The sequence below is a fragment of the Streptococcus mitis ATCC 6249 genome, assembly GCF_000146585.1.
GTDB classification, from domain to species: domain Bacteria; phylum Bacillota; class Bacilli; order Lactobacillales; family Streptococcaceae; genus Streptococcus; species Streptococcus mitis_AZ.
Window position 1 is genome coordinate 1,721,812 of sequence record NZ_GL397179.1, and the last position, 22,842, is coordinate 1,744,653.

General features: G+C 40.1%; 10 protein-coding genes. 2 read left to right on the forward strand and 8 right to left on the reverse strand.

Translation table 11 applies throughout. The features are described from left to right. The 8 genes from HMPREF8571_RS10080 to HMPREF8571_RS10115 all read right to left on the reverse strand — a co-directional run. On the reverse strand, positions 1-1,871 hold a 1,871-nt coding region (locus HMPREF8571_RS10080; RefSeq protein ID WP_000087618.1), incomplete at its 3' end, for a G5 domain-containing protein. Between the two features lie 75 nt (positions 1,872-1,946). Then, a complete protein-coding gene (locus tag HMPREF8571_RS10085) occupies positions 1,947-11,498 on the reverse strand; it encodes an isopeptide-forming domain-containing fimbrial protein (protein WP_001204254.1) in 9,552 nt (3,183 codons plus the stop codon). A 61-nt stretch (positions 11,499-11,559) separates the two neighbouring features. Then, positions 11,560-12,147, reverse strand: a complete 588-nt coding sequence (locus HMPREF8571_RS10090; protein ID WP_001168153.1) for a TlpA family protein disulfide reductase — start codon at positions 12,145-12,147, stop codon at positions 11,560-11,562. Between the two features lie 392 nt (positions 12,148-12,539). Then, a complete protein-coding gene (glnA, locus tag HMPREF8571_RS10095; protein ID WP_001122881.1) occupies positions 12,540-13,886 on the reverse strand; it encodes a type I glutamate--ammonia ligase in 1,347 nt (448 codons plus the stop codon). 36 nt (positions 13,887-13,922) lie between these two features. Continuing rightward, the gene (gene glnR / locus HMPREF8571_RS10100; protein ID WP_000659541.1) at positions 13,923-14,279 is read right to left on the reverse strand and encodes a transcriptional repressor GlnR; all 357 of its coding nucleotides are present in this window, start codon (positions 14,277-14,279) and stop codon (positions 13,923-13,925) included. A gap of 76 nt (positions 14,280-14,355) precedes the next feature. Then, positions 14,356-14,883, reverse strand: a complete 528-nt coding sequence (locus HMPREF8571_RS10105) for an FUSC family protein (protein WP_000540314.1) — start codon at positions 14,881-14,883, stop codon at positions 14,356-14,358. A 134-nt stretch (positions 14,884-15,017) separates the two neighbouring features. Continuing rightward, positions 15,018-19,667, reverse strand: a complete 4,650-nt coding sequence (locus HMPREF8571_RS10110; RefSeq protein ID WP_000791186.1) for an antigen I/II family LPXTG-anchored adhesin — start codon at positions 19,665-19,667, stop codon at positions 15,018-15,020. Positions 19,668-19,836: 169 nt separating this feature from the next. Further along, a complete protein-coding gene (locus HMPREF8571_RS10115) occupies positions 19,837-21,036 on the reverse strand; it encodes a phosphoglycerate kinase (RefSeq protein ID WP_001096765.1) in 1,200 nt (399 codons plus the stop codon). 353 nt (positions 21,037-21,389) lie between these two features. On the opposite strand from HMPREF8571_RS10115, the gene HMPREF8571_RS10120 reads away from it, so the two are divergent. Together HMPREF8571_RS10120 and HMPREF8571_RS10125 are read left to right on the forward strand one after the other, a co-directional pair. Continuing rightward, positions 21,390-22,316, forward strand: a complete 927-nt coding sequence (locus HMPREF8571_RS10120) for a helix-turn-helix transcriptional regulator (protein WP_000764439.1) — start codon at positions 21,390-21,392, stop codon at positions 22,314-22,316. 84 nt (positions 22,317-22,400) lie between these two features. After that, the gene (locus HMPREF8571_RS10125; RefSeq protein WP_025168475.1) at positions 22,401-22,769 is read left to right on the forward strand and encodes a hypothetical protein; all 369 of its coding nucleotides are present in this window, start codon (positions 22,401-22,403) and stop codon (positions 22,767-22,769) included. The last annotated feature ends 73 nt before the right edge of the window (positions 22,770-22,842 follow it).

The following is a 22,842-nucleotide window of genomic DNA, read 5'->3' on the forward strand; positions in this document are numbered from 1 at the left end:
AATTTCTTAGTTCCTACTTCAACGATCTCATCTACTGCTGGAGTGGTGATTGTGTTTGATTTCTCAACACGACCTGTTTCTACTCCGTCTGTGTAGGTAACTGTGTAAACGATGGTGCGAACACCCTTCTTACCAGCAGCTTTTACTACACGAGTTCCTTCTGGAAGTTCAGAATTTGTGACTTCCTTAGTTTGGAAGGCAACTTCTTCTGTCTTTGTTTCTTCCTTCGTTGTAACTACTGGAGCTACTACTTTCTTAGTTCCTACTTCAACGATCTCGTCTACTGCTGGAGTAGTGATTGTGTTTGATTTCACCTCACGACCTGTTTCAACGCCGTCTGTGTAGGTAACTGTGTAAACGATGGTGCGAACACCCTTCTTACCAGCTGTTTTCACTACACGAGTTCCTTCTGGAAGTTCAGAATTTGTGACTTCCTTAGTTTGGAAGGCAACTTCTTCTGTCTTTGTTTCTTCCTTCGTTGTAACTACTGGAGCTACTAATTTCTTAGTTCCAACTTCGACAACTTCGTCTACTGCTGGAGTAGTGATTGTGTTTGATTTCACCTCACGACCTGTTTCTACTCCGTCTGTGTAGGTAACTGTGTAAACGATGGTGCGAACACCCTTCTTACCAGCTGTTTTCACTACACGAGTTCCTTCTGGAAGTTCAGAATTTGTGACTTCCTTAGTTTGGAAGGCAACTTCTTCTGTCTTTGTTTCTTCCTTCGTCGTTACAACTGGAGCTACTACTTTCTTAGTTCCAACTTCGACAACTTCGTCTACTGCTGGAGTAGTGATTGTGTTTGATTTCTCAACACGACCTGTTTCTACTCCGTCAGTGTAAGTGACAGTTTCAACAATCATACGAACACCTTTTTGGCCAGCTGTTTTCACTCGGCGAACACCTTCAGCTAAGAGTGCATTTTCAACCTCACGAGTCTGGAAGGCAACTTCTTCAGTTTTAGTTACTTCCTTAGTAGTTACAACTGCTTTCGCACCTGTATAGGTAACCTTGTTTTTTGCAGCTTTCTTAGTCTTGCGTGAAACTTCTTTACGAGATTTTTCAACACCATCCACTTTTGTCACTTCATAAGTGACTTCATCGATACCTTCTTCACCTTCTTCAACACGCGTTTGACCTTTATCCAGTGCTGGGTCTACTTTCGTTTCTTCTTTGAAAGCAACTTTTTCCTCTATAGTCACTGTTTCTTTGGTTTCAACACCTGTTTTCTTAGTTCCAACTTCGATGATTTCTTCTACTGGTTCTTTAATTACTGTTTGGCTCTTTCTATCACGTTTTTTCTCAACGCCATTTACCAAAGTAACATCCCAAACAACTTTCTTCTGACCTTTTTCTCCCGCTTGTTTTACCTTTCGAGTACCTTCAGCGAGATCTGCATTGTTTTCTGTCCGAGATGGGTAAGGAATCTCCTCAGTAGTTGTGACTTCTTGATGTTCTTCTTTTAATTCTCCCCCAGTGAGAAGCGCCTCAGCCTTAGCTTTTAAAGAATTGTAGCGAGCTTCAAGCGCTGCAAAACTTTTTTGACCTTCTGGACTCTTCATTGCCTTCTTTGCAGTCTCAAAAAAATTCTTTGCTTCTTCTACATCACCCTCTAGGAGTTCTTTATTATCCTCATTTGGACTATCTGTAAAATCCTTAATTGAAGATTCTATACTATCAAGCATTCTTTTGAAAGTATTTGCAATACTTCGCTCTTGGCCATCTGGAATTTCTTCATCTTCCGCTGGTGTCTCTTCCGCATGCACTGTTGGAATTTGATACAAGTCGGGAGCTACATGATAAGTGGCTACTCCAAGTGCATTTAAAGCAAGTATAGAAATTCCTAACTTTAATAATTTTTTTCTACTCATTATTCTTTCCTTAACACTTTCAATATACAGTAAGGAGAAGAGTAAAATTTTCTACTCTCCTCTTACTATATGATACTAACGTTCAGCTTTACGCTTCCAAACTAGAAGTCCAGCAAGTCCTAGAGTAAGGGCTGCAAGTACTCCAAAGATTGAAGAAGCTTCAGAACCTGTATTTGGCAATGTTTTCTTAGGTTCTGCAGGAGGAACGGTTCCACCTGGTGGCGGAGTTTGTGGTTTTTCTGGTGTTGGTGGCGTTGGTGGGAACACCACAACTTTGTTGGTAGTCTTTGGTTTTGGATTATGATTAAAGCTTACTGTAGCTGTATTAGGAACACCAGTAGCGAATTGTGTTAAATCTGTTCCTTCTTTGAAGTTAGTGTAAAGTACAAGACGTACGGTACTTCCCTTCAAGGCTTCAAGAACATTCTTGTCGCTGATTTCAAAAGTCACAACATTGCTAGTTTCATCGTAAGTAACAGTAGCAATTGCTTCTAAATCTTTACCTACTAATTCACCACGATCATTTGAAGCCTTACTCAATTTATCAATAGCTGCTTGAAGCTTAGTTTGAGCTTCTTTTAGTTTCTTGATTTCATTTTCAAGTTTCTCTTGTTGTTGTTTTTTATCAGCTGGTGCCAATTCTGCTTCTTTCTCAGCTGGCGCTTGAAGCTTAGCCAAGTTTTCTTCAGCTGCTTTCAACTCTGCTTCCAAGCTTGCAAGATCTTGACTTGACTCACTAGTTGCAGGTTTCTTATCTTCTGTTGCAGAAGAATCAGATGTAGCTGGAGTTGTTTCTTCAGCAGCTGTTGCTGGAGTAGCTGGTGTTGTAGTTTTAGCTGGTTTAGCTGGTTGTGTTGCTTTAGCTGCTTCCAACTTCGCTTTCAATTCAGCTACTTTAGCTTCCGCTGCCTTGAGTTCTTCCTTCTTACCAGTCTCTGTTGAAGTCTCTTCTGTTGACTTGCCTGTCAAAGCTTTGAGTTCTTTCTCTGCTTGATCAAGTTGAGCTTGAAGAGCTGCTTTGATCTTGTCAAACTGAGTATTTTCAACTTTAAGAGCGATACGGTCTTTGTTGACTTTCAAGACTGAATTGATTTCATCAGTGATCGTAAAGCTGGTCAAGTCTGTCTTGATAAGACGACCGTATTGATCCTTCTTAGCATTTCCGTTTTCATCTACTGGATCTGTTGGAACCGGTGTAGTGATATCGAAGCGGAAGGTATCTAAAGCGTTTGGCAAGTGGTAGTCTTTATCAGGTTTAGATCCATCTTCTGGTCCAACAGACTTAGCTGGTTCACCTGGTGTTGGATCTGTTGGTTTTTCTGGGTCACGCGGTTTCACCGTTACTGGTTTTGTTTCCTTGTTACCAGATTGACCATTGGCATCCTTGAAGTTGACAGTTGCTTTGTTTGGTACCAATTGGTCCTTATAAGCTTTCAAATCGCTATTCGCTTTGAGTTTAGCTGGAATATACAATTGGATTTCTTTGAAACCTTTCAATCGAGCGAAATCTTTCACTTTCACAGTGACTGTATTTCCTTCAACACTTGTTTCAAGGGCACCATTTGCATCACGTCCATCTACATAAGCTACTGGTGTATCAGCGATTGCCAAGACCGGTTCGAGTGTATCTGTTACTGTGAACTCTTTGTACTTATCAATATCTTTTGGCAAAGTGGTATTGACATTATACATGTATGGTGCGTCGTATTCCACATCCAAGTGGTCCAAGGTACGATTAATCTTCTTAGAAATTTCTGGTTCTGGTTCTTTTGGAACGATTACCGGAACTTTATTCGAATCTTTGTGTAGCCCTGGTTTGTGTGGGAACTTCGCGTCATAAGAAGCTGTATTTGGAACAGTGAATCCACGATCTGTTAGATATGGAGTCAAATCAGCTCCCGCTTTAATCTTCGCAGTGAAGCTCAATTCAACTGCTTGACCGCCATTGGCTTTGACTTGTTCTTCTGTAAGAGTCAAGGTAATGGTTTGACCCTCTACCTTGATTTGGCCAGCGTCAAGCGCTTGACCATTCAAGCTCGCGTTTGCTGAACCTGCATAATCAAGAACAGATTCAAGTGTATCACTTACACTGAAGACTGTCGCATCTGTTGGAACACTTGTTTTCACGTTGTAGGTGAAGACTTGATCACGATCAGCAAGTGTTTCTTCAGCTTTCGTGTTGACATCTTTCTTGATTTCTGGCTCTTCTGGAGTCGGTGGCGTTACTGGAACTTCATTTGAATCCTTAGTGAAGCCTGGTTTGTTTGGAAGATCCACCTTGTAAGCTGCCTTGTTTGGAATCTGTGTGCTTCCATCTTCCTTCTCATAAGCAGACAAGTTAGCACCCGCTTTGATCTTAGCGTCGAAAGTTAATTCAACTGCTTGACCACCATTGGCTTTGACTTGTTCTTCAGTAAGAGTCAAGGTAATGGTTTGACCTTCTACCTTGATTTGGCTAGCCTCAAGCGCTTGACCATTCAATTTAGCACTTGAAGTTCCTACGAATTCAAGAACGTCCACTAGGGTATCTGTGACTGAGAAGGCTGTCGCATCTTGCGCTACACTTGTTTTCACGTTGTAAGTGAAGACTTGGTCGCGTTTGCCAAGAGTTTCAGCTTCTTTGCCATTCACATCTTTCTTGATTGCTGGCTCTTCTGGTGTTGGTGGCGTTACTGGGACTTCATTTGAATCCTTGATGAAGCCTGGTTTGTTTGGAAGATCTGCCTTGTAAGCTGCCTTGTTCGGAACCTTGATTGACTTATCTTCTGTTACATAAGCAGACAAGTTCGCGCCGGCTTTGATCTTCGCGTCGAATGTTAATTCAACTGCTTGACCGCCATTGGCTTTCACTTGTTCCTCTGTAAGCGTCAAGGTAATGGTTTGACCCTCTACCTTGATTTGGCTAGCCTCAAGGGCTTGACCATTCAATTTAGCACTTGAAGTTCCTGCGAATTCAAGAACGTCTACTAGGGTATCTGTGACTGAGAAGGCTGTCGCATCTTGCGCTACACTTGTTTTCACATTATATGTGAAGACTTCATCACGTTTTGCGAGAGTTTCTTCTACCTTACCGTTAACATCTTTCTTGATTGCTGGCTCTTCTGGTGTTGGTGGCGTTACTGGGACTTCGTTAGAGTCTTTCGTAAAGCCTGGTTTGTTTGGAAGATCTGCCTTGTAAGCTGCCTTGTTAGGAACTTTCACAGTCTTATCTTCTGATAGGTAAGCAGACAAGTTCGCGCCGGCTTTGATCTTCGCGTCGAATGTTAATTCAACTGCTTGACCGCCATTGGCTTTCACTTGTTCTTCTGTAAGTGTCAAGGTAATGGTTTGACCCTCTACCTTGATTTGACTTGCATCAAGGGCTTGACCATTCAATTTAGCACTTGAAGTTCCTGCGAATTCAAGAACGTCCACTAGGGTATCTGTGACTGAGAAAGCTGTCGCATCTTGCGCTACACTTGTTTTCACATTATATGTGAAGACTTGATCGCGTTTGCCAAGAGTTTCAGCTTCTTTGCCATTCACATCTTTCTTGATTTCTGGCTCTTCTGGTGTCGGTGGCGTTACTGGGACTTCGTTAGAATCCTTATGCACTCCTGGTTTATGTGGGAAGCTTGCGTCATAAGAAGCCTTATTCGGAACCTTGATTGACTTATCTTCTGTTACATAAGCAGACAAGTTCGCGCCGGCTTTGATCTTCGCGTCGAATGTTAATTCAACTGCTTGACCGCCATTGGCTTTCACTTGTTCTTCTTTAAGCGTCAAGGTAATGGTTTGACCCTCTACCTTGATTTGACTTGCATCAAGCGCTTGACCATTCAATTTAGCACTTGAAGTTCCTGCGAATTCAAGAACATCTTCGATTTTATCGGTTACGCTGAAGGCTGTCGCATCTTGCGCTACTGTTGTTTTCACATTATATGTGAAGACTTCATCACGTTTTGCGAGAGTTTCTTCTGCCTTACCATTAACATCTTTCTTGATTTCTGGCTCTTCTGGTGTTGGAGGCGTTACTGGGACTTCGTTAGAGTCCTTGTGCACACCTGGTTTGTGTGGGAAGCTTGCGTCATAAGAAGCCTTATTCGGAATCTGTGTACGGCCGTCTTCCTTCACATACGCAGACAAGTTCGCGCCGGCTTTGATCTTCGCGTCGAATGTTAATTCAACTGCTTGACCGCCATTGGCTTTCACTTGTTCTTCTGTAAGAGTCAAGGTAATGGTTTGACCTTCTACCTTGATTTGACTTGCATCAAGGGCTTGACCATTCAATTTAGCACTTGAAGTTCCGGCGAATTCAAGAACATCTTCGATCTTATCGGTTACGCTGAAGGCTGTCGCATCTTGCGCTACACTTGTTTTCACATTATATGTGAAGACTTCATCGCGTTTTGCGAGAGTTTCAGCTTCTTTGCCGTTCACATCTTTCTTGATTTCTGGCTCTTCTGGTGTTGGTGGCGTTACTGGGACTTCGTTAGAGTCCTTGTGCACTCCTGGTTTGTGTGGGAAGCTTGCGTCATAAGAAGCCTTATTCGGAATCTGTGTACGGCCGTCTTCCTTCACATACGCAGACAAGTTCGCGCCGGCTTTGATCTTAGCGTCGAATGTTAATTCAACTGCTTGACCGCCATTGGCTTTCACTTGCTCTTCTGTAAGGGTCAAGGTAATGGTTTGACCTTCTACCTTGATTTGACTTGCATCAAGGGCCTGACCATTCAATTTAGCACTTGAAGTTCCTGCGAATTCAAGAACGTCTACTAGTGTATCTGTGACTGAGAAGGCTGTCGCATCTTGCGCTACACTTGTTTTCACGTTGTAAGTGAAGACTTGGTCGCGTTTTGCGAGAGTTTCAGCTTCTTTGCCGTTCACATCTTTCTTGATTTCTGGCTCTTCTGGTGTTGGTGGCGTTACTGGGACTTCATTTGAATCCTTGTGATATTTCGGATTGTGATCGATGTCGTAAGAAGCCTTGTTTGGAATCTCAGTCTTACCATCTTTAGTCACATAAGCTGACAAGTTGGCATTATCTCTAATCTTAGCCTTGAAATTCACTTCAATAGACTTACCAGCATCTGCTTTTACAGAAGCTTCTGTAAAGGCAACTTTGATTACCTGACCAGAAAGTGTAACTGTCGCCTTAGATCCTGCATCCTCACCATCAAGTTTAACAGTAGCTGAAGCATTCTCACCAACAAATTCTAGAACTTCTTTCAACTCGTCTGTCATCTCAAACACAGTTGCATTGGCAGGCATTGTTGTTTTCAAAGTATAAGTAAATTCTTCATTACGTTTTGCAAGATCGTAACGTCCTGCTCCGTTTACTTCCTTCTTAAGCTCTGGAGTTGTTGTTGGCGGTGGAGTGACAGTGACTGGTTTTGATTCTTTCTTAGAATCTGGATTGTCATTAATGATGTAGCTAGCAGTATTTGGTACTACTGGCTTGTCTTTTGCTTCATTTGGATAAGCAGTCAAGAGAGAATCGAAAGTGATGCCGTCTTTAATCTTGGCATTGAATGAAACTTGTACAGCTTTACCAGCATATTGTTTCACTTGCTCTTTACCAAATGTGACTGTCAATGTTTGACCTTCTGTTTTCACAGTGAGGTCTTGAACAGCTTGTCCATCAACAGTGACAGTTGCTTCCCCTTCAAATGCCAATTCTTTGACGATATCATCTGAAATGGTGAAGGTATCTGCCACATGTGGAACTGTTGACTCAATCGTATAAGTGAAGACTTCTGATAACTTACCAAGATCTGCATGTTCCTGACCATTCACCTTCTTAGTGATTGGTGGTGGAGTAACAGTGACCGGCTTGGTTTCTTTCTCACCTTGTTGGTCATTCTTGTTGGTATAAGTAATCTTAGCTTTGTTCTCAATAGATGGAACTTTTGAGTCTTTCTTCACTTTGGCATGAATCACGAGTTCTACTTCTTGGTTACCAAAGTCACCCGCATTCGCAAAATCTTTCATAGTTGCAGTCACGGTTTGACCTTGAACTGTTACATCGAAGAATTTCGCGGCCGCTCCCTTGATTTCAGCTTGACCTGGAGTCAAGTTCTCATCCAAGGTATCTGTTACAACGAAGGACTTGTATGTTATAATATCATTTGGCAATTTCGCTTTGATATTATAAGTAAAGTCGGTTTCTGCCCCGATGGTTGCCTCTGTCAGTGTTTCGTTGATTTTCTTATCAACACCTGGTTCTGATGGAGGCGTTACGGTTACCGGTTTCGTTTCTTTTTCTCCGCTATGATCGTTCTTATCTGTGAAGCTGAACTTCGCAGTATTTGGAATGTTGATACGAGTCACTCCATCATTGATCTTAGCCGGAATAATCAATTCCACTTCTTGACCAGCCAGAGCTGAAGCGTTCGCAAAGTCCTTCATCGTTGCAGTCACGGTTTGACCCTCAACTGTTACATCGAAGAAGGCTGCTGCTCCTCCTTTGATAACTGGTTTGCTTGAAGTTTCATTGATAACTGACAAATCTCCTTCAAGTGTATCTGTAATCACAAATTTCTTGTAATCTGTAATATCTGTTGGAAGTTTTGTCTTAATGTTGTAGTTATACGCTTGACCTGTTGCGATATCTAAGTGTTCAAGGGTTTCATTTATCTTCTTCGTTACAGGAGGTGGCGTTACGGTGACAGGTTTCGATTTAACTTCTTTCTCTACATTATTCTCATTTGTAAAGGAAATAGAAGCCTTGTTTTCAATGGTTGTACCTGTCACACCATTTTTAACTTTTGCAGGAATTACTAGTTCAACAGTTGAGTATTTTGCAAGTTCACCAAACTGACCATCCTTCACCCTTGCCGTAATCTCTTGGCCATTGGTGTGGATATCAAAGAGGGTCGCTGCAGAACCTTTAATACTTACGTCGCCTGCAAGTTCCAAATTAGCATCTAGTGTATCACGAATCACAAATTTCTTGTAATTAGCAACATCACTTGGTACTGCCGTTGTAATGTTGTAGTTGTATGGTTGCCCATCAAATGTTTGGAATGTATCCAAGTTTTCATTAATCTTCTTATCAATAGAAGGTTCTTTTGGTTTTGGTGGTGTAACCGTTACTTTATTCGATGTTTTCTTGATATCATTCAAGGCAACATCTGCCGTGTTAGGTACTTTAATTTGACCATCTTCCTTATATTTAGAAAGGTCAGCACCCGGACGAATCTTAGCCTTGAAGGTCAATTCAAGGTTTTGAACATCTTTAGTCTTACGACGCGTTACCTTACGTGAGATTTTTTCGAGTTGAGTTTTATCAAGTGTCAGTGAAACAGTTTGGCCTTCAACTTTTGTAGCAGCTTTCAACTCATCATTATCTTTTTCACCAAGTTTTACATTCAAGCTATCTGCCTGAACTTCCAACTCTGAAACAACTGTATCTGTAAGGCTGAATGTATCTGCAATGCCTGGCCATGGAACAGTCACTTTGTACTCAAAGAGTTCCTCTTCCGCCTTCAAATCTTCATGTTCTTTGTCATTAACCTTCTTCGTAATTTCTGTTACAACTGGTGGTTTGACATAGACTGGGTTTGAGCGTCGAATTGTACTTGGTTTAGAATCTGTCTTGGCATGCGCATCTTGGTTTGGTTGATTGTCATCACCATTCCACATGATATTACCCTGGTTCAGCAAACCGAATCCATCATTATCCTGAAGAAGGGCCATGAATTCTTTGCTTGCTTGATTCTTACGGTATTGTTCTTTCAAACGAACCTTGATGGTCATTTGAGCTTTCTTCAATACCAAGTAATTATAGTTGGATCCTTTAGCAGGAACATCAGCAACAACAACATCACGTTCGTTTCCAAGATCGTCATTTTGTTTCACGACACGAGTGGCCCATTTTTCTCCATTTGGTCCAGTAGCTGAACTTTCAACTACTTCCAAACGGTAGTCAAGTGGGTCTGTCAACATGACGTTCTTTTCAAATTCGTAGGCTACGTTATTGAAGTTGTAATCAAGAGTATAGGTGAACTCCTCTGCCTTGTCTGACAATTGTGCAGAATAGGCTTTTTTCTTTGTTAAACCAAGCGGGTCATCAATTTCTCCCAAGTCATTACTCTTATCTGCGTCGGTAATTTTCTTAGTGACACTTGGGTAACAGTACTCGAGTTTTTGAACTTCAACTGTTTCATTACGTCCACCTATTTGTTGAGTTGTATACTCACCCGTCTTGAAGACACCAGTCAACTCAGGAACTGTAACTTGTTCGTTTACAGGTTTATAATCAGCCGGCGGATCAACTTCATCCTCTTCATTCGTTTCAGGAGCACGAGCTTCCTTACTCAAATCATAGTCGAAACTGTTATTACCTGGATTGAAGACACTATCAGGTACATAGATTGTAACCTTGTCACCTTCTTGGGTGATTCGACCACGAATTTGTTTTGATGGATCTGTGACTTTTTCAACAACAGTCTTGCCATTGATTCGAACAGCATCCACCTTATACCCAGGTGTAACAGTGAACTCACCCTTGATGTCTTCCTTGATCAACGCTGCAGCTACAGATTCTAAAATCTTTTGTGAGAACACATCAATGTTATTCTGTTCATTAACATAGAAGGAAACGTTCTTTCCGTTCACAACCTTATCTGGTGAAGCCATCGATTGAAGTGCGTCGTGGAAGATGGCTTGCACTGAACGGTTGTCCCCAATATTAATAGTGTTACCGAAACCATTTAGATAAGCTGGACCATATTGATAATATGGTTCAGTGAAATTATCAACACGTTCCCAGAAACCTACAACCACAGAACCTTCTGAACCAACCGCTGCTTTCAGCTGGTTACCTGCATCTCTCAACTCATTGGCACGACCAGTAATATCTTGAGCTGCTTCTGGATAGCTATCTACTCCCCAAGCACTATGGATATCCCACGTTCTTGTATAGCTCTTATCCATTACAACTGTGTTAGACCCTGGCAGACGGTAACCATTGGCTACTCCATCCGTTACCAGGAGGAAGACTGTCTTACGACCGTTTTCCATATTCCCTTTGACACTGTTGTACTGAGCGATCGTATCTTGAATGGCTGGAACAGTTGGAGTTCCACCATCAACTGCAATATTATCAATGAATTTATGAATTTCATTTTGATCGCTTGTTAAACCGCTATTCCCATAGGTATAGTGTTTACCAGTTGTATTCGGATCGGTAAATGTATCTGTAGGATTGCCACTGAAATCGTTATTATTAAAGTAACGCACCTGATCCAAACCTTGGTAAGAAGCTACGAAAACGCGGTCAGTTGTCCGAGAGTCGCCAGTCTTAACTAGATGAGGATCGTTCTCATTGTATTGTTCTGGACTCACATATGTTGTCAAACGCTTCAAAGCATTCTTAACACTAGGAATCGTTTTTCTAAATGATCCACTGGCATCCTGCAGGATAACCAAGTCAATTGGTTTACGTGGAACTGTCCATTGCGTCTTCTCCGATTTCTTTATCTTACGATAACATCCATTCTGGATAATTTCCGTATTATCTCCTACTCGAATTACCTCAGTTTCATCAGCCGCACCACGACCGAAACGTAAACTAGCTAATCCTAATGGCACAGAGAGAAACAGAATCGTAAACAGAATGGAGACCTTTTTAATGAAATCTCTCATAATTTTCTCTGAAATCCTATTGTGATTTCTTCTTCCTCCTTTTTCCCGAAATGAATGTATGTTAGTTTAGCAATTCTTGTAACTCTGTCGAGAAATTTTCAGCAGTGGTATGATTTACTAATACATTCTTTACCTGTTGCTGTTTTGTCACAAGATACATACTTGGTATGGTTTGAACCTGTAAAAGATCGGCTGCGGACTGATCTTCGTCATAATAATAGGGGAAAGTATATCCTTTTTCTTTGATATACTGATCAGCAGTTTCCTTTGTTTCTTTTCCTGGTTCGTTCATATTCAGAAGAACAAAATGAATTTGATCTCCATACTTTTCATACATCTGCTGAACAATGGGTAGTTGTTTCTGGCAATGCGGACACCAACTAGCCCATTCGACAACTAACATAGGTTTATCATACAGTTCCGAGATAGCAATCAATTTTCCATCTTGAGAGGTCATTTTAAATTCTGGAAGTTGTTGACCTTTTAAACTCAAAGCCGTATTGTTCTTATCACTAGAAGTTGATTGCGAAACTGACGATGAACCTATAACTCCATCCTTAGTGGGTCTGGTGTAATAAAGCAAACCCACCGCTAAACCTATGATGACACCCACCGCTAAAAATGGTAGCCACCACTTGTCTTTTTGCATAACATCTCCTTTCCTATAATAGTAAAATACAACGAATAAGTCTTTAGCAAATAACATATTAATACTATCAAACAAAAACTGCGACTCATTCATTTCAAATGATATTTTAACATTTACTATTCATTTATACAAGTAATAAGTTGTCAGATAGTAAATTTTTTAAAAAAGTAGAAAATCCCATTAAATACCATCATTGTAAAGTTTTTCTAATCATAAACTTAATTTCGTTTTCTGAGATTTGTCAGAATATTCCCATTTACTATGCATAATTGTAAGCAAGCCAAGAAATATGAATTGCCTATATTACCTATACTAATATTTGCATCAAAATACTTTTATAACATTGCAAAAAATAAAAAAGATTGCCCATTCGGACAACCTCTTTTCTGCTATTAATACAAATCAAGATAATTATCAATTTCCCATTGTGAAACGAAGGTTGCATAACTTGCCCATTCGATTCGTTTGGCTTCAAGGAAGCTCGTATAGATATGTTCTCCAAGAGCCGCTCTGACAACTTCATCTTCTGTCAAAGCTTTCAAAGCGTTGTGAAGCGTTGATGGAAGGTCTGTAATACCAGCTTCCTTGCGCTCTTCTGCTGTCATGATGTAGATATTTTCTTCGATAGGAGCTGGTGCTTCGATTTTGTTTTCAATACCATGCAAACCAACCTCCAAAAGAACAGCCATAGCGATATATGGGTTTGCCATTGGATCCACTGAACGCAACTCAAGACGAGTTCCCATACCACGTGAAGCTGGTACACGAACTAGTGGCGAGCGGTTACGACCAGCCCAAGCAATGTAAACTGGCGCTTCATAACCAGGAACCAAACGTTTGTAGGAGTTAACCGTTGGGTTCATGATGGCAGTATAGTTATAAGCATGCTTGATCAAACCACCAAGGAAATGGTAGGCTGTTTCAGACAACTGCATTCCCTTTGGATCGTTTGGATCAAAGAAGGCGTTATTCCCATTCTCATCAAACAAGGACATATTACAGTGCATACCTGATCCAGCAATACCAAATTTTGGTTTCGCCATAAAGGTTGCGTAAAGACCATGTTTGCGGGCGATGGTTTTAACAACAAGTTTAAAGATTTGAATCTTGTCACAGGCACGGAGGACTTCATCATACTTGAAGTCAATTTCATGTTGTCCAACCGCAACCTCGTGGTGACTCGCTTCCACTTCAAATCCCATTTTAGTCAAGACATTCACAATCTCACGACGCGTATTGTCCGCAAGGTCAGTAGGCGCCAAATCAAAGTAGCCACCCTTGTCATTCACTTCAAGTGTCGGGTCCCCATTTTCATCCAACTTAAATAGGAAGAATTCTGGCTCTGGTCCAAGGTTGAAGGATTTGAATCCTACTTCCTCCATGTGATGAAGAGCACGTTTGAGGTTGCCACGAGGGTCACCTGCAAATGGCTCACCTTCTGTTGTATAAACATCACAGATTAAACCTGCAACACTTCCATTTTCATCTCCCCAAGGGAAGACTGTCCATGTATCCAAGTCTGGGTACAAGTACATATCTGACTCATTGATACGTACAAAACCTTCAATAGAAGAGCCATCAAACATGGCTTTGTTTGACAAGACCTTATCTAACTGTTCATCTGTAGCAGGAATTTCGACGTTTTTCATGGTTCCCAGAATATCTGAAAACATGAGACGGATAAAGGTAACATTTTTTTCCTTGACTTCACGACGAATATCTGCAGCTGTGATTGGCATGTGTTTACTCCTTAATTTTTGACTACTTGCGATTGCCTAACCGCGACCAAAAGGCGACTGCGCTGAAGCAAAGCGTCCCTGCTGGAGGAGCTCATTATGAAGCGCACGACGCACTTCCGTTGGGCTCACTGCTTTCTTGGATTTCGCCTCACGCTCAGCATATTTCTTCTTAATGGCAGCGATATTGAAACCTTCAGAGATATAATCTTTGATCTCAAGCAACCGATCCATGTCATTCAAAGAATACATACGACGGTTCCCTTCGTTTCGATCAGGCTTTATCAACTCTTGATCTTCATAATAACGAATCTGACGCGCCGATAGATCGGTCAACTTCATCACACTACCGATAGGAAAAACAGCCATATTTCGACGAAATTCTTTTTCCTTCATTTACAATTTCCTTCTTTCTGTCTATTATAGTCTAAAAAAATCCATACGTCAATTAATAATGTCACAAAATGTAACATTATTTTCTTTTTTTCTCTAAAAGATTTCTGAAACGATCAATATCATAATTTACGAGTATTGCTACAAAAACACCCATAAAAGTTTCAAATACACGAGCAAACACGTACAAAATCGTCTCCCCGCTCGGTATCGATAGGGTAATAATCAACATTGCCGAAACTCCGCCGATAACTCCCGCCTTATTATTCATGGCGACATTTGTCATAATGGTTAACATGGTGCAGATTGGAACGACCAGCAAGGTCACCCAAAAGGCTTCTTGAAATAGAGTGTTTAAAAGGAAGAAAACAAGGGCGTAGAAACCTCCGATACTGTTTCCTAGAATGCGTGATGTCCCAAAATGGACACTCTTGTCAAAGCTTTCTCTCAAACTAAAGACTGCTGTCAAAGCCCCAATTTGAAGTCCCTTCCAACCAAAAAATCCAAAAATCAAGAGAACTAAAAAAACAGCAATTCCGGTTTTAAAGGTTCGTAGACCAAGCTTGAACTGTGACTTATCAAATTTATATTTTTTAAAATAACCCATAATCTCAACTTTCTATTTCCATTTTATCATAAATTAGTTGATTTTATGAGCCAAAATCGATAGGAAACGTTTTTAATTCAAACAACAAGAAAAAGAGGAAACAAAGTTCCTCTTTTCTATTTAACTTTTAGAGCTTACTTGCTTTCGTCTTCTTTTCGTTTCAACTGACCAAGTCCTAAAACTCCTACTAAAGCTGCAAGACCAAGATACGGCATGTAGCTTGAATCATTTGTACCTGTTTGAGGTAGAGTAGGATTCCCTTTCGGATTTGGAGTAGGAGTTGTTGGCTCCTCTGGTTTCTTAGGTTCTGGCGTTGTCGTACGAACTGTGTTTGAAGCGTAAGCAACTTTGTTTACAGTATTTACATAGGTATTTTCAAAAGTTCCAACAGCAATTCGTTTCATTTGAATATAAGTCTCAGCCTGGAATGGAGAATCCAACTGAATCTCTTGAAGGAATTCTTCCTTGAAGCGAATTGTAATCATTCCCTTATCTTGATCATGTTCAACCTGTGTTTCAGCTGTTAAGTCTGTACCTGCCTTGATAACACGACCGTCTTTCAATCGGATATCAACCTTGGCAAGAACTTTATAGTTTCCAGTGTATTGATCACCTTTTTGGTCATAATCATCTACAAAACTATAGTCATTTAAGTCCTCAGAATGATTTTGTGGAATCAAACCACCAATTAAACGATAATTGAAGTACTGGTTCAACGGAATGGTTTGGCCATCAATGTTGTCACTACTTGGATCCATACTGATTGTCACATCTTTTTTCGGTGTGATTTTCGGTACGTTGTTGACAACTACTTCTGTAGCATAGCCATTTCCAAAATCAATTTGGTAGGCTTTGTTTTCATACTTACCACCCGTTTGACCAAATTCAGGTTTAACTGTCATCGGATCTGTGATTAGCAATGATTTTCCTGCTGCTACATAGTTCTTGTAGAATTCGGCTGGATTATCAGCTGAGAAGAGTTGGAAAGCACCTTTAACATTGATGTTGGCTTTCTTCAACAGCTCTTGGACCTTCTTAGGCGCAGCTTCTAAACTATCAAATTGTTGAACACTGATACCTGATACAAGGTTGCCCTCTAGATCACGGATCTTAACCAATTCTGGTTGAAGGGTTAAGGCTTCTTCTGGATAATCATCCACATAGTAGAAACCATTTTGAATCGCTTCTTTAGAAGATTTATCTCCCTTGTATTGGTCCAAATCCCATGTAAGTTCATAGTAGTTCGTTGAACCAGCTAGAACCTCTTTACCATCAATATTTACACCTTGCTTGTTCTTGTTAACTTTCAAAGGCTTGATGTAGTTGTTATTTGGATTGTCAGGATCATTTGGTTTACCTGGAGTCGTTACACGAACAATGTTTGACTTAACACCGTAGGCGTCGTTGACTGTCAATGTAAAGTTATTTGTATAAGTTGCCCCATCATTCAAGACACGACCAACAACAGTTGGATATAGAGTCTCAAAGGATTTTGTCAAATCTGCATTGAAAGCAGCCAAGGTCTCCTCAGTAGCCTTAAAGGTTACAGTGTGACTAGCTTTATCATAGCTTGTTTCAAAACCTTTGCTTGCAGCCTTGGTTGCTTCCAAATCAAACTGATAGCCAGTTGGAAGTGGATCTACCAACACAAACGAAGTTGTTTTTGGACGTCCTGCAGTTAAAGCTTCTGTTTTTAACTCAAACTTCACTACAGACTGCTTAGCAACTAGAGTACGATCGATATCTACTCCATCCTCATTCTTAATTTCTTTATTAATTTGAGGTTGCGCCATCAGGCTACTATAATGGAAGTGTACTGTCGGCACCGCTGGAGGAGTTGGTAACTGTTTAGGAGTTGGTGCTACAGGCGGAGTTGGCAATGGATCATAATTTGGCTCTTCTGGTTTTGATGGCTCTGGTTGATCTGGAGTCTTAACTGGTGGAGTTGGCTCATTTTCATAGCTTGGTGCTACTGGAGCTGGTTCCAATGGTTTTTCTGTCTCATAGTTTGGCTCTTCCGGTTTTGATGGCTCTGGTTGATCTGGAGTTTTTACCGGTGGTGTTGGCTCATTTTCGTAGTTTGGTGCTACTGGAGCTGGTTCCAACGGTTTCTCTGTCTCATATGTTGGCTCTTCCGGTTTTGATGGGTCTGGCTGATCTGGAGTCTTAACCGGTGGAGTTGGCTCATTTTCATAGTTTGGTGCTACTGGAGCTGGTTCCAATGGTTTTTCCACTTCATAAGTAGGAGCTTGCGGTTCAGTTGGTGCTACCGGTGGAGTTGGTTTTTCTTTTGTAATTTTCGGAACGTTAACGGCACGAATCTTACCATTGAGCGAGTACCAGATGTTTGGTCTTTTACCTTCGGTATTGTCTCTTCCAGGTACTTGAGGCATTTCTGCTACAGACATCACATTGGTAGCAGATGTTGCACCAACTGTAACATGATTCGTAGATCCAGACATACTAATAGCACCTGCACCGTACCAAGAGTTTGGTGCATCTGATGAATCCCAACCTGAACCAGGTTCATTTGCTCTAGGATACATAGTCCAACGAGATCCACCCTGATCTTTTCTAAAATTGAGGGTTTTGGTAGCATAAATCATGCCATTTTTTTCACCGATGGATGAACCTGAGATTTTGATAAAAGTACCACTATAATCCTTAGCCATCTCAATAGAGTTATGCTCACGGTTAAGTGAGGCTACTGAAAGAAGAGCATTGTCAAAATTAATTGGTTGGTCATTTTCATCATAGAAGGTAAATTCATTTTTAATGAAAATTGAAGTACCTTTTTCAACATCACCAGTGTAAGCAGAAGCAAAGACTCCCAAAGTTGGGTCACTAAAGATTCCCAACCAAACTTTTCCAGTAGGATTTTTAAATTGCGAAGAAGGATCTACAGTATATTTGTAAACAATCTTGGAAATCTTTTTACCGTTGTAGTATGAATTTTGAAGGTTAGTATAAGTTGCAGTTACGCTTTGCCCACGTTCTAGAAGCACAGAGCCCCATTTAACCTCTGTTTTATTTCCTACATTGGTCGTCCAGTCTGATTTGTCTCCAATATTACCATACAATTCTACTGAAGAAGTGGTTGCACCGTTCTCCAAGTTCTTGACATTAAGATTGTCTAACTGGAGATTTTTCTTACCATATTGGTCAGTGTCTTTCTTAAAAGCTTCATCAACTGCTGCTGCTGTAAGAAGTTTTCCTTCCGTTTTGAGGTCCAGTTGAGCATTCGATTCTAAGTCATAAACCAGACTCTGAGCTGATGGCTTAGACAAGTAACCATCTTGATCTTTATTGTTTTCAAGTTCTACAAGGGCAGCCTTAATTTTAGCCTGCTCATCTTTATAAGCCTGCAACTTAGCCGGATACTCAGCCAACTCTTTCTTATATTTGGCAAGATCAGCTTCATATTTAGCTAATTTTGCTTCATAGTCAGTTTTAGCCGCGGCATTCCGTTGCTTGATTTCTTCGTTTTCAGCTTGGAGCGCTGCATTTTTAGCTGTGTTTTCTTCAACAGCCTTCTCATAAGCTGCTTTTGCATCAGCATTTGCTTTTTGAACGCGAGCTAGTTCTGTCTGATAAGCCGCTAACTTAGTTTGGTAGTCTGTTTCGTTAGCTGCATTCGCTTGTTTGACTGCTGCCAAGTCTTTTTCGTATTGTGCTAATTTAGCCTCATAAGTTGCCTTGGCTGTTTCATTTCGTTGTTTAATAGCTTCATTTTCAGCTTGGATAGCATTGTTTTTAGCTGTGTTTTCTTCAACAGCCTTTTCATAGGCTACTTTTGCGTCAGAATTAGCCTTTTGTACTCGAGCTAACTCTGTTTGATAAGCTGCTAATTTAGCTTGATAATCAGCATCATTATCCTCTTTAGCTTTCTTAATAGCTGCAAGGTCTGCTTCATACTGCTTCATTGCTGCTTCATAATTCGCTTTTGCAGTTTCATTACGCTGTTTAATAGCTTCATTTTCAGCTTTAAGCGCTTCGTTTTTCGCAGTGTTTTCTTTTACTGCTTTATCATAAGCCTCTTTAGCTTCAGCATTAGCTTTTTGTACTCGAGCTAATTCTGTCTGGTAAGCTGAAAGTTTATTTTGATAATCCTGTTGACTATCTTCGTTTGCTTTTTTGACAGTTGCTAAATCTTTTTGATATTGTGCTAGCTTAGCCTCATACTCTGCTTTAGCTGTAGCATTGGCAGTGTTGATTTTTTCAACTTCTTCTTGATGGCTTTTTAGATCTTTTTGGTACTTGTCATCCGCTGCTTTGTTTTCAGCATTGATTTTATCTGTTTCAGCCTGATGAGCTGCAACTTCTTTTTTATATGCTTCAGTTGTTTTCTTTACTTCTTCAGCCTGTTTAGCATAGTCGCTTTTAATTTCATCTTGTTTTTGAGCATTCTCTGTAGCAGTTGTGGCTGTTCCTTTGTCTTTTGTTTCATCTTGAACTACCTTAACTCCTGCAGCTTTTGCATCAGCAACTGCTTTATCCAAATCAGCTGATGATACTTCTACTGGCAAAGCTGAGTCTTTAGAACCAGCCTTAGCTTGGCTTTCTTTGGCAACTTGACTCATTTCACCCTGAGCTTCAGGTAGATTTGTAGCCGGATTTCCTGTAGTAGCTACCTCAACTGTACTTGTACTAGTTGTCTCTGTAACTTCATCAGCAAATACTGCTTTGTCTGCAAAAGCAATCAAAGCAGTTCCTAAAACAGCACCACACAACGTTTTCGCAACTTTGCTTTTACGAAATCCATAGACTTCTTTTTTATTTTTCATTATAAACTATTTCCTTATCTAAATTTAGTCATTACTCCTTATAGTAGCACTTTACAAGGCAAGATGCAAATATTTACTCTTTTTTCTTTTTATTTATAGAAAAATTCCACATATTTATAAATTAAATTAAAAAGAAGATGGTCACACCATCTTCTTTTAGTTAAACTATTTATTTTTCAGTCAAAGCTGCCAATCCAGGCAATACTTTACCTTCAAGAAGCTCCATTGATGCTCCACCACCAGTAGAGATCCATGAGAACTTGTCTGCACGTCCAAGGTTGATGGCTGCAGCAGCTGAGTCACCACCACCGATGATTGATTTCACACCTGGTTGTTTCACGATAGCGTCCATCACACCGATTGTACCAGCTTGGAAGTCTGGGTTTTCAAAGACACCCATAGGTCCGTTCCATACAACTGTTTTGGCACCAGTCAAAGCTTCGTCAAATTTAGCGATAGATTTTGGACCGATATCCAAACCAAGGAAACCTGGATCTACTGCTTCACCTTCAGTGTCTTTCACTTCAGTGTAGTCAGCAAATGCGTTAGCTTCTTTTGAGTCAACTGGCAAGATCAATTTGCCGTTTGCTTTTTCAAGAAGAGCTTTCGCAACATCCAATTTGTCTTCTTCTACAAGTGAGTTACCGATTTCGATACCTTGAGCTTTGTAGAATGTGTAAGTCATCCCACCACCGATAAGAACTTTATCAGCTTTTTCAAGCAAGTTTTCGATAACACCGATCTTGTCTGAAACTTTTGAACCACCAAGGATAGCCACGAATGGACGTTCTGGAGCTTCAACTGCTTCTTGGATGTAGGCAATCTCGTTTTCAAGAAGGAAACCAGCAACTGCTTTTTCAACGTTTGCTGAGATACCAACGTTAGATGCGTGTGCACGGTGAGCTGTACCGAATGCATCGTTTACGAAGATACCATCTCCAAGAGATGCCCAGTATTTACCAAGTTCAGGATCATTTTTAGATTCTTTCTTGCCGTCAACATCTTCGAAACGAGTGTTTTCAACCAAGAGAACTTGTCCATCTTCAAGAGCGTTAACAGCGGCTTCCAATTCAGCACCACGTGTAACTCCTGGAAGGAAAGCAACGTCTTGACCCAATTTAGCTGCCAAGTCAGCAGCTACAGGAGCAAGTGATTTACCAGCCTTGTCTGCTTCTTCTTTTACACGGCCAAGGTGAGAGAAGAGGATCGCACGTCCACCTTGTTCAAGGATGTACTTGATAGTTGGAAGAGCAGCAGTGATACGGTTGTCGTTGGTAATCACGCCATCTTTTACAGGTACGTTGAAGTCAACACGAACGAGAACTTTTTTCCCTTTCAAGTCAACGTCTTTAACAGTCAATTTTGCCATTAGATATGACTCCTTCTTTTTTTATACGTGTTAATTATATCACAAAATCAGCAAAAGAGATAGAAAAACCCTAAACTTTTCTTGTTCTTTCTTCTATTTATTAACCTAAAAATCTAGGATTGCAGTTCGGGAAATAGCAATTTTCACATAATTCGGTTGGAATAATTTAGGCAAATTTCTTGATTGATCTGCCTAATTACTTCTATACTATTCTTTTTCTAACATTTTAATCCTTAATATTCTAAACTCTGCAGTCCTTCTTTTTGAATTGCTAGATTTCTTATTATACAATATAACTAAAATAGTTTCTTTAGTTTGTGCTATTTGAGATTAAAAGAAGGAGAATTGCTACCATGAAATTAGAAAGACTAATCTATATTTTACTGTCTCTTTTAAATAAGAAGAGAATAACAGCTAAAGAGATCGCAGAGAGGTTTGAAATATCTACTCGAACTGTATATAGAGACATGGATACACTCAGTTTAGCGGGGATCCCAATCTATTCGGAACGTGGAGATAAGGGAGATTTCTATATACCAAGCGACTATAAGATAGACAGAAACTTTTTCACTGAGGAAGAGAGACAGTTTATCATTAATATGAGCCAAAATGTTAGTAAAATCGTTGGTCATTCAAGTCTTGACAGTATCGAGCACAAGCTGTCTTCTCAAGAAATTACAAGAGCAAACAGTCCTTTTTACTTTGATCTCAGTTCCTGGACTCTTAATACAAATTATTTACTAGACATTGAGGAAGCGATACAAACTGAACAGATGATTTCTTTTTCTTACTATTCGAAAAAACAAGAGAAAAGTCAGCGAACAGTTATTCCATACAGATTGATCTATAAACTGAATGCTTGGTATGTTATCGGTTACTGCTTAGAGAAATTAGATTTTCGTATTTTTAAATTAACTCGAATTCGAGAACTAGAACCAGTGGAGATAAAAGATAAATCATTCGATTATCCACGTTTATCTCAAGAAAAGTTAGAGCTTTTTTTAAATCCCCCCAAAAATAAAGTGGAGGGGCAAAGAGAAGAAATCGAACTAGTTTTTACAAGATTTGCACTTCCAAAAATCTACGATCACTTCACGGAAGAAGAAATCATAGTCGAGGACGAAATAATAAAAGTTCAGACATTTAGAGCTTTAACTCCTTCGTTTTTTGATTTACTATTAAGTTTTGGTTATCAAGTAAAGGTCGTATCCCCAAGTCACTTACAAAATCTACTGGTCAGTACTCTCAAAAAAAATCTTCAGCAATATGACAACCTGTAGTCATATTTCCTTTTGTATACTCTTAAGTGGGCAAAATATTTCGTGATGTTCATCATAGCCCAATTATTTTACAGGAGGTTCCAAATGGATACAAAAACACTTGCAGAAAGCTATTTTACGGCAGTAAATGAGGGAGGCTGGGAAGATTTCGTAGCTGAAAACTTTGATTATGGCATGTGCGATAGTATAGAAATTCGACAAGGACGTGATATTTATTTACAAGGCGCAGGTCAATTCTATGCTTTGAGCCAGCATCTTGAAGTGAAGCAATTACTTGTTGATGGTCGAACAGTCTCAGCTTTAAATCGCTACCGTCTACATTCTCCTCAAGGAAAAGAACTAGAACTGGATGTCGCAGAATTTCTGAAATTCGATGAGTTTGATAAATTAGTTGCATCCAATATTTATTTCGACACCTATCGTTTCCAAAAATTTATCCAAGGAATTGAATAACAAAAATCTAGCTTCAAATTTACTCTTCAATTTCAAAACTAAAAACAAGGTCTGACTAATCTACAGTCAAACC

Excerpts from the sequence above, each read along its gene's own strand:
- HMPREF8571_RS10115 (WP_001096765.1), bottom strand. The coding sequence starts at position 21,036 with ATGGCAAAATTGACTGTTAAAGACGTTGACTTGAAAGGGAAAAAAGTT.
- HMPREF8571_RS10125 (WP_025168475.1), top strand. The coding sequence starts at position 22,401 with ATGGATACAAAAACACTTGCAGAAAGCTATTTTACGGCAGTAAATGAG.
- glnA (WP_001122881.1), bottom strand. The coding sequence starts at position 13,886 with ATGCCAATCACAGCTGCAGATATTCGTCGTGAAGTCAAGGAAAAAAAT.
- HMPREF8571_RS10110 (WP_000791186.1), bottom strand. The coding sequence starts at position 19,667 with ATGAAAAATAAAAAAGAAGTCTATGGATTTCGTAAAAGCAAAGTTGCG.
- HMPREF8571_RS10090 (WP_001168153.1), bottom strand. The coding sequence starts at position 12,147 with ATGCAAAAAGACAAGTGGTGGCTACCATTTTTAGCGGTGGGTGTCATC.
- HMPREF8571_RS10105 (WP_000540314.1), bottom strand. The coding sequence starts at position 14,883 with ATGGGTTATTTTAAAAAATATAAATTTGATAAGTCACAGTTCAAGCTT.
- HMPREF8571_RS10085 (WP_001204254.1), bottom strand. The coding sequence starts at position 11,498 with ATGAGAGATTTCATTAAAAAGGTCTCCATTCTGTTTACGATTCTGTTT.
- HMPREF8571_RS10120 (WP_000764439.1), top strand. The coding sequence starts at position 21,390 with ATGAAATTAGAAAGACTAATCTATATTTTACTGTCTCTTTTAAATAAG.
- glnR (WP_000659541.1), bottom strand. The coding sequence starts at position 14,279 with ATGAAGGAAAAAGAATTTCGTCGAAATATGGCTGTTTTTCCTATCGGT.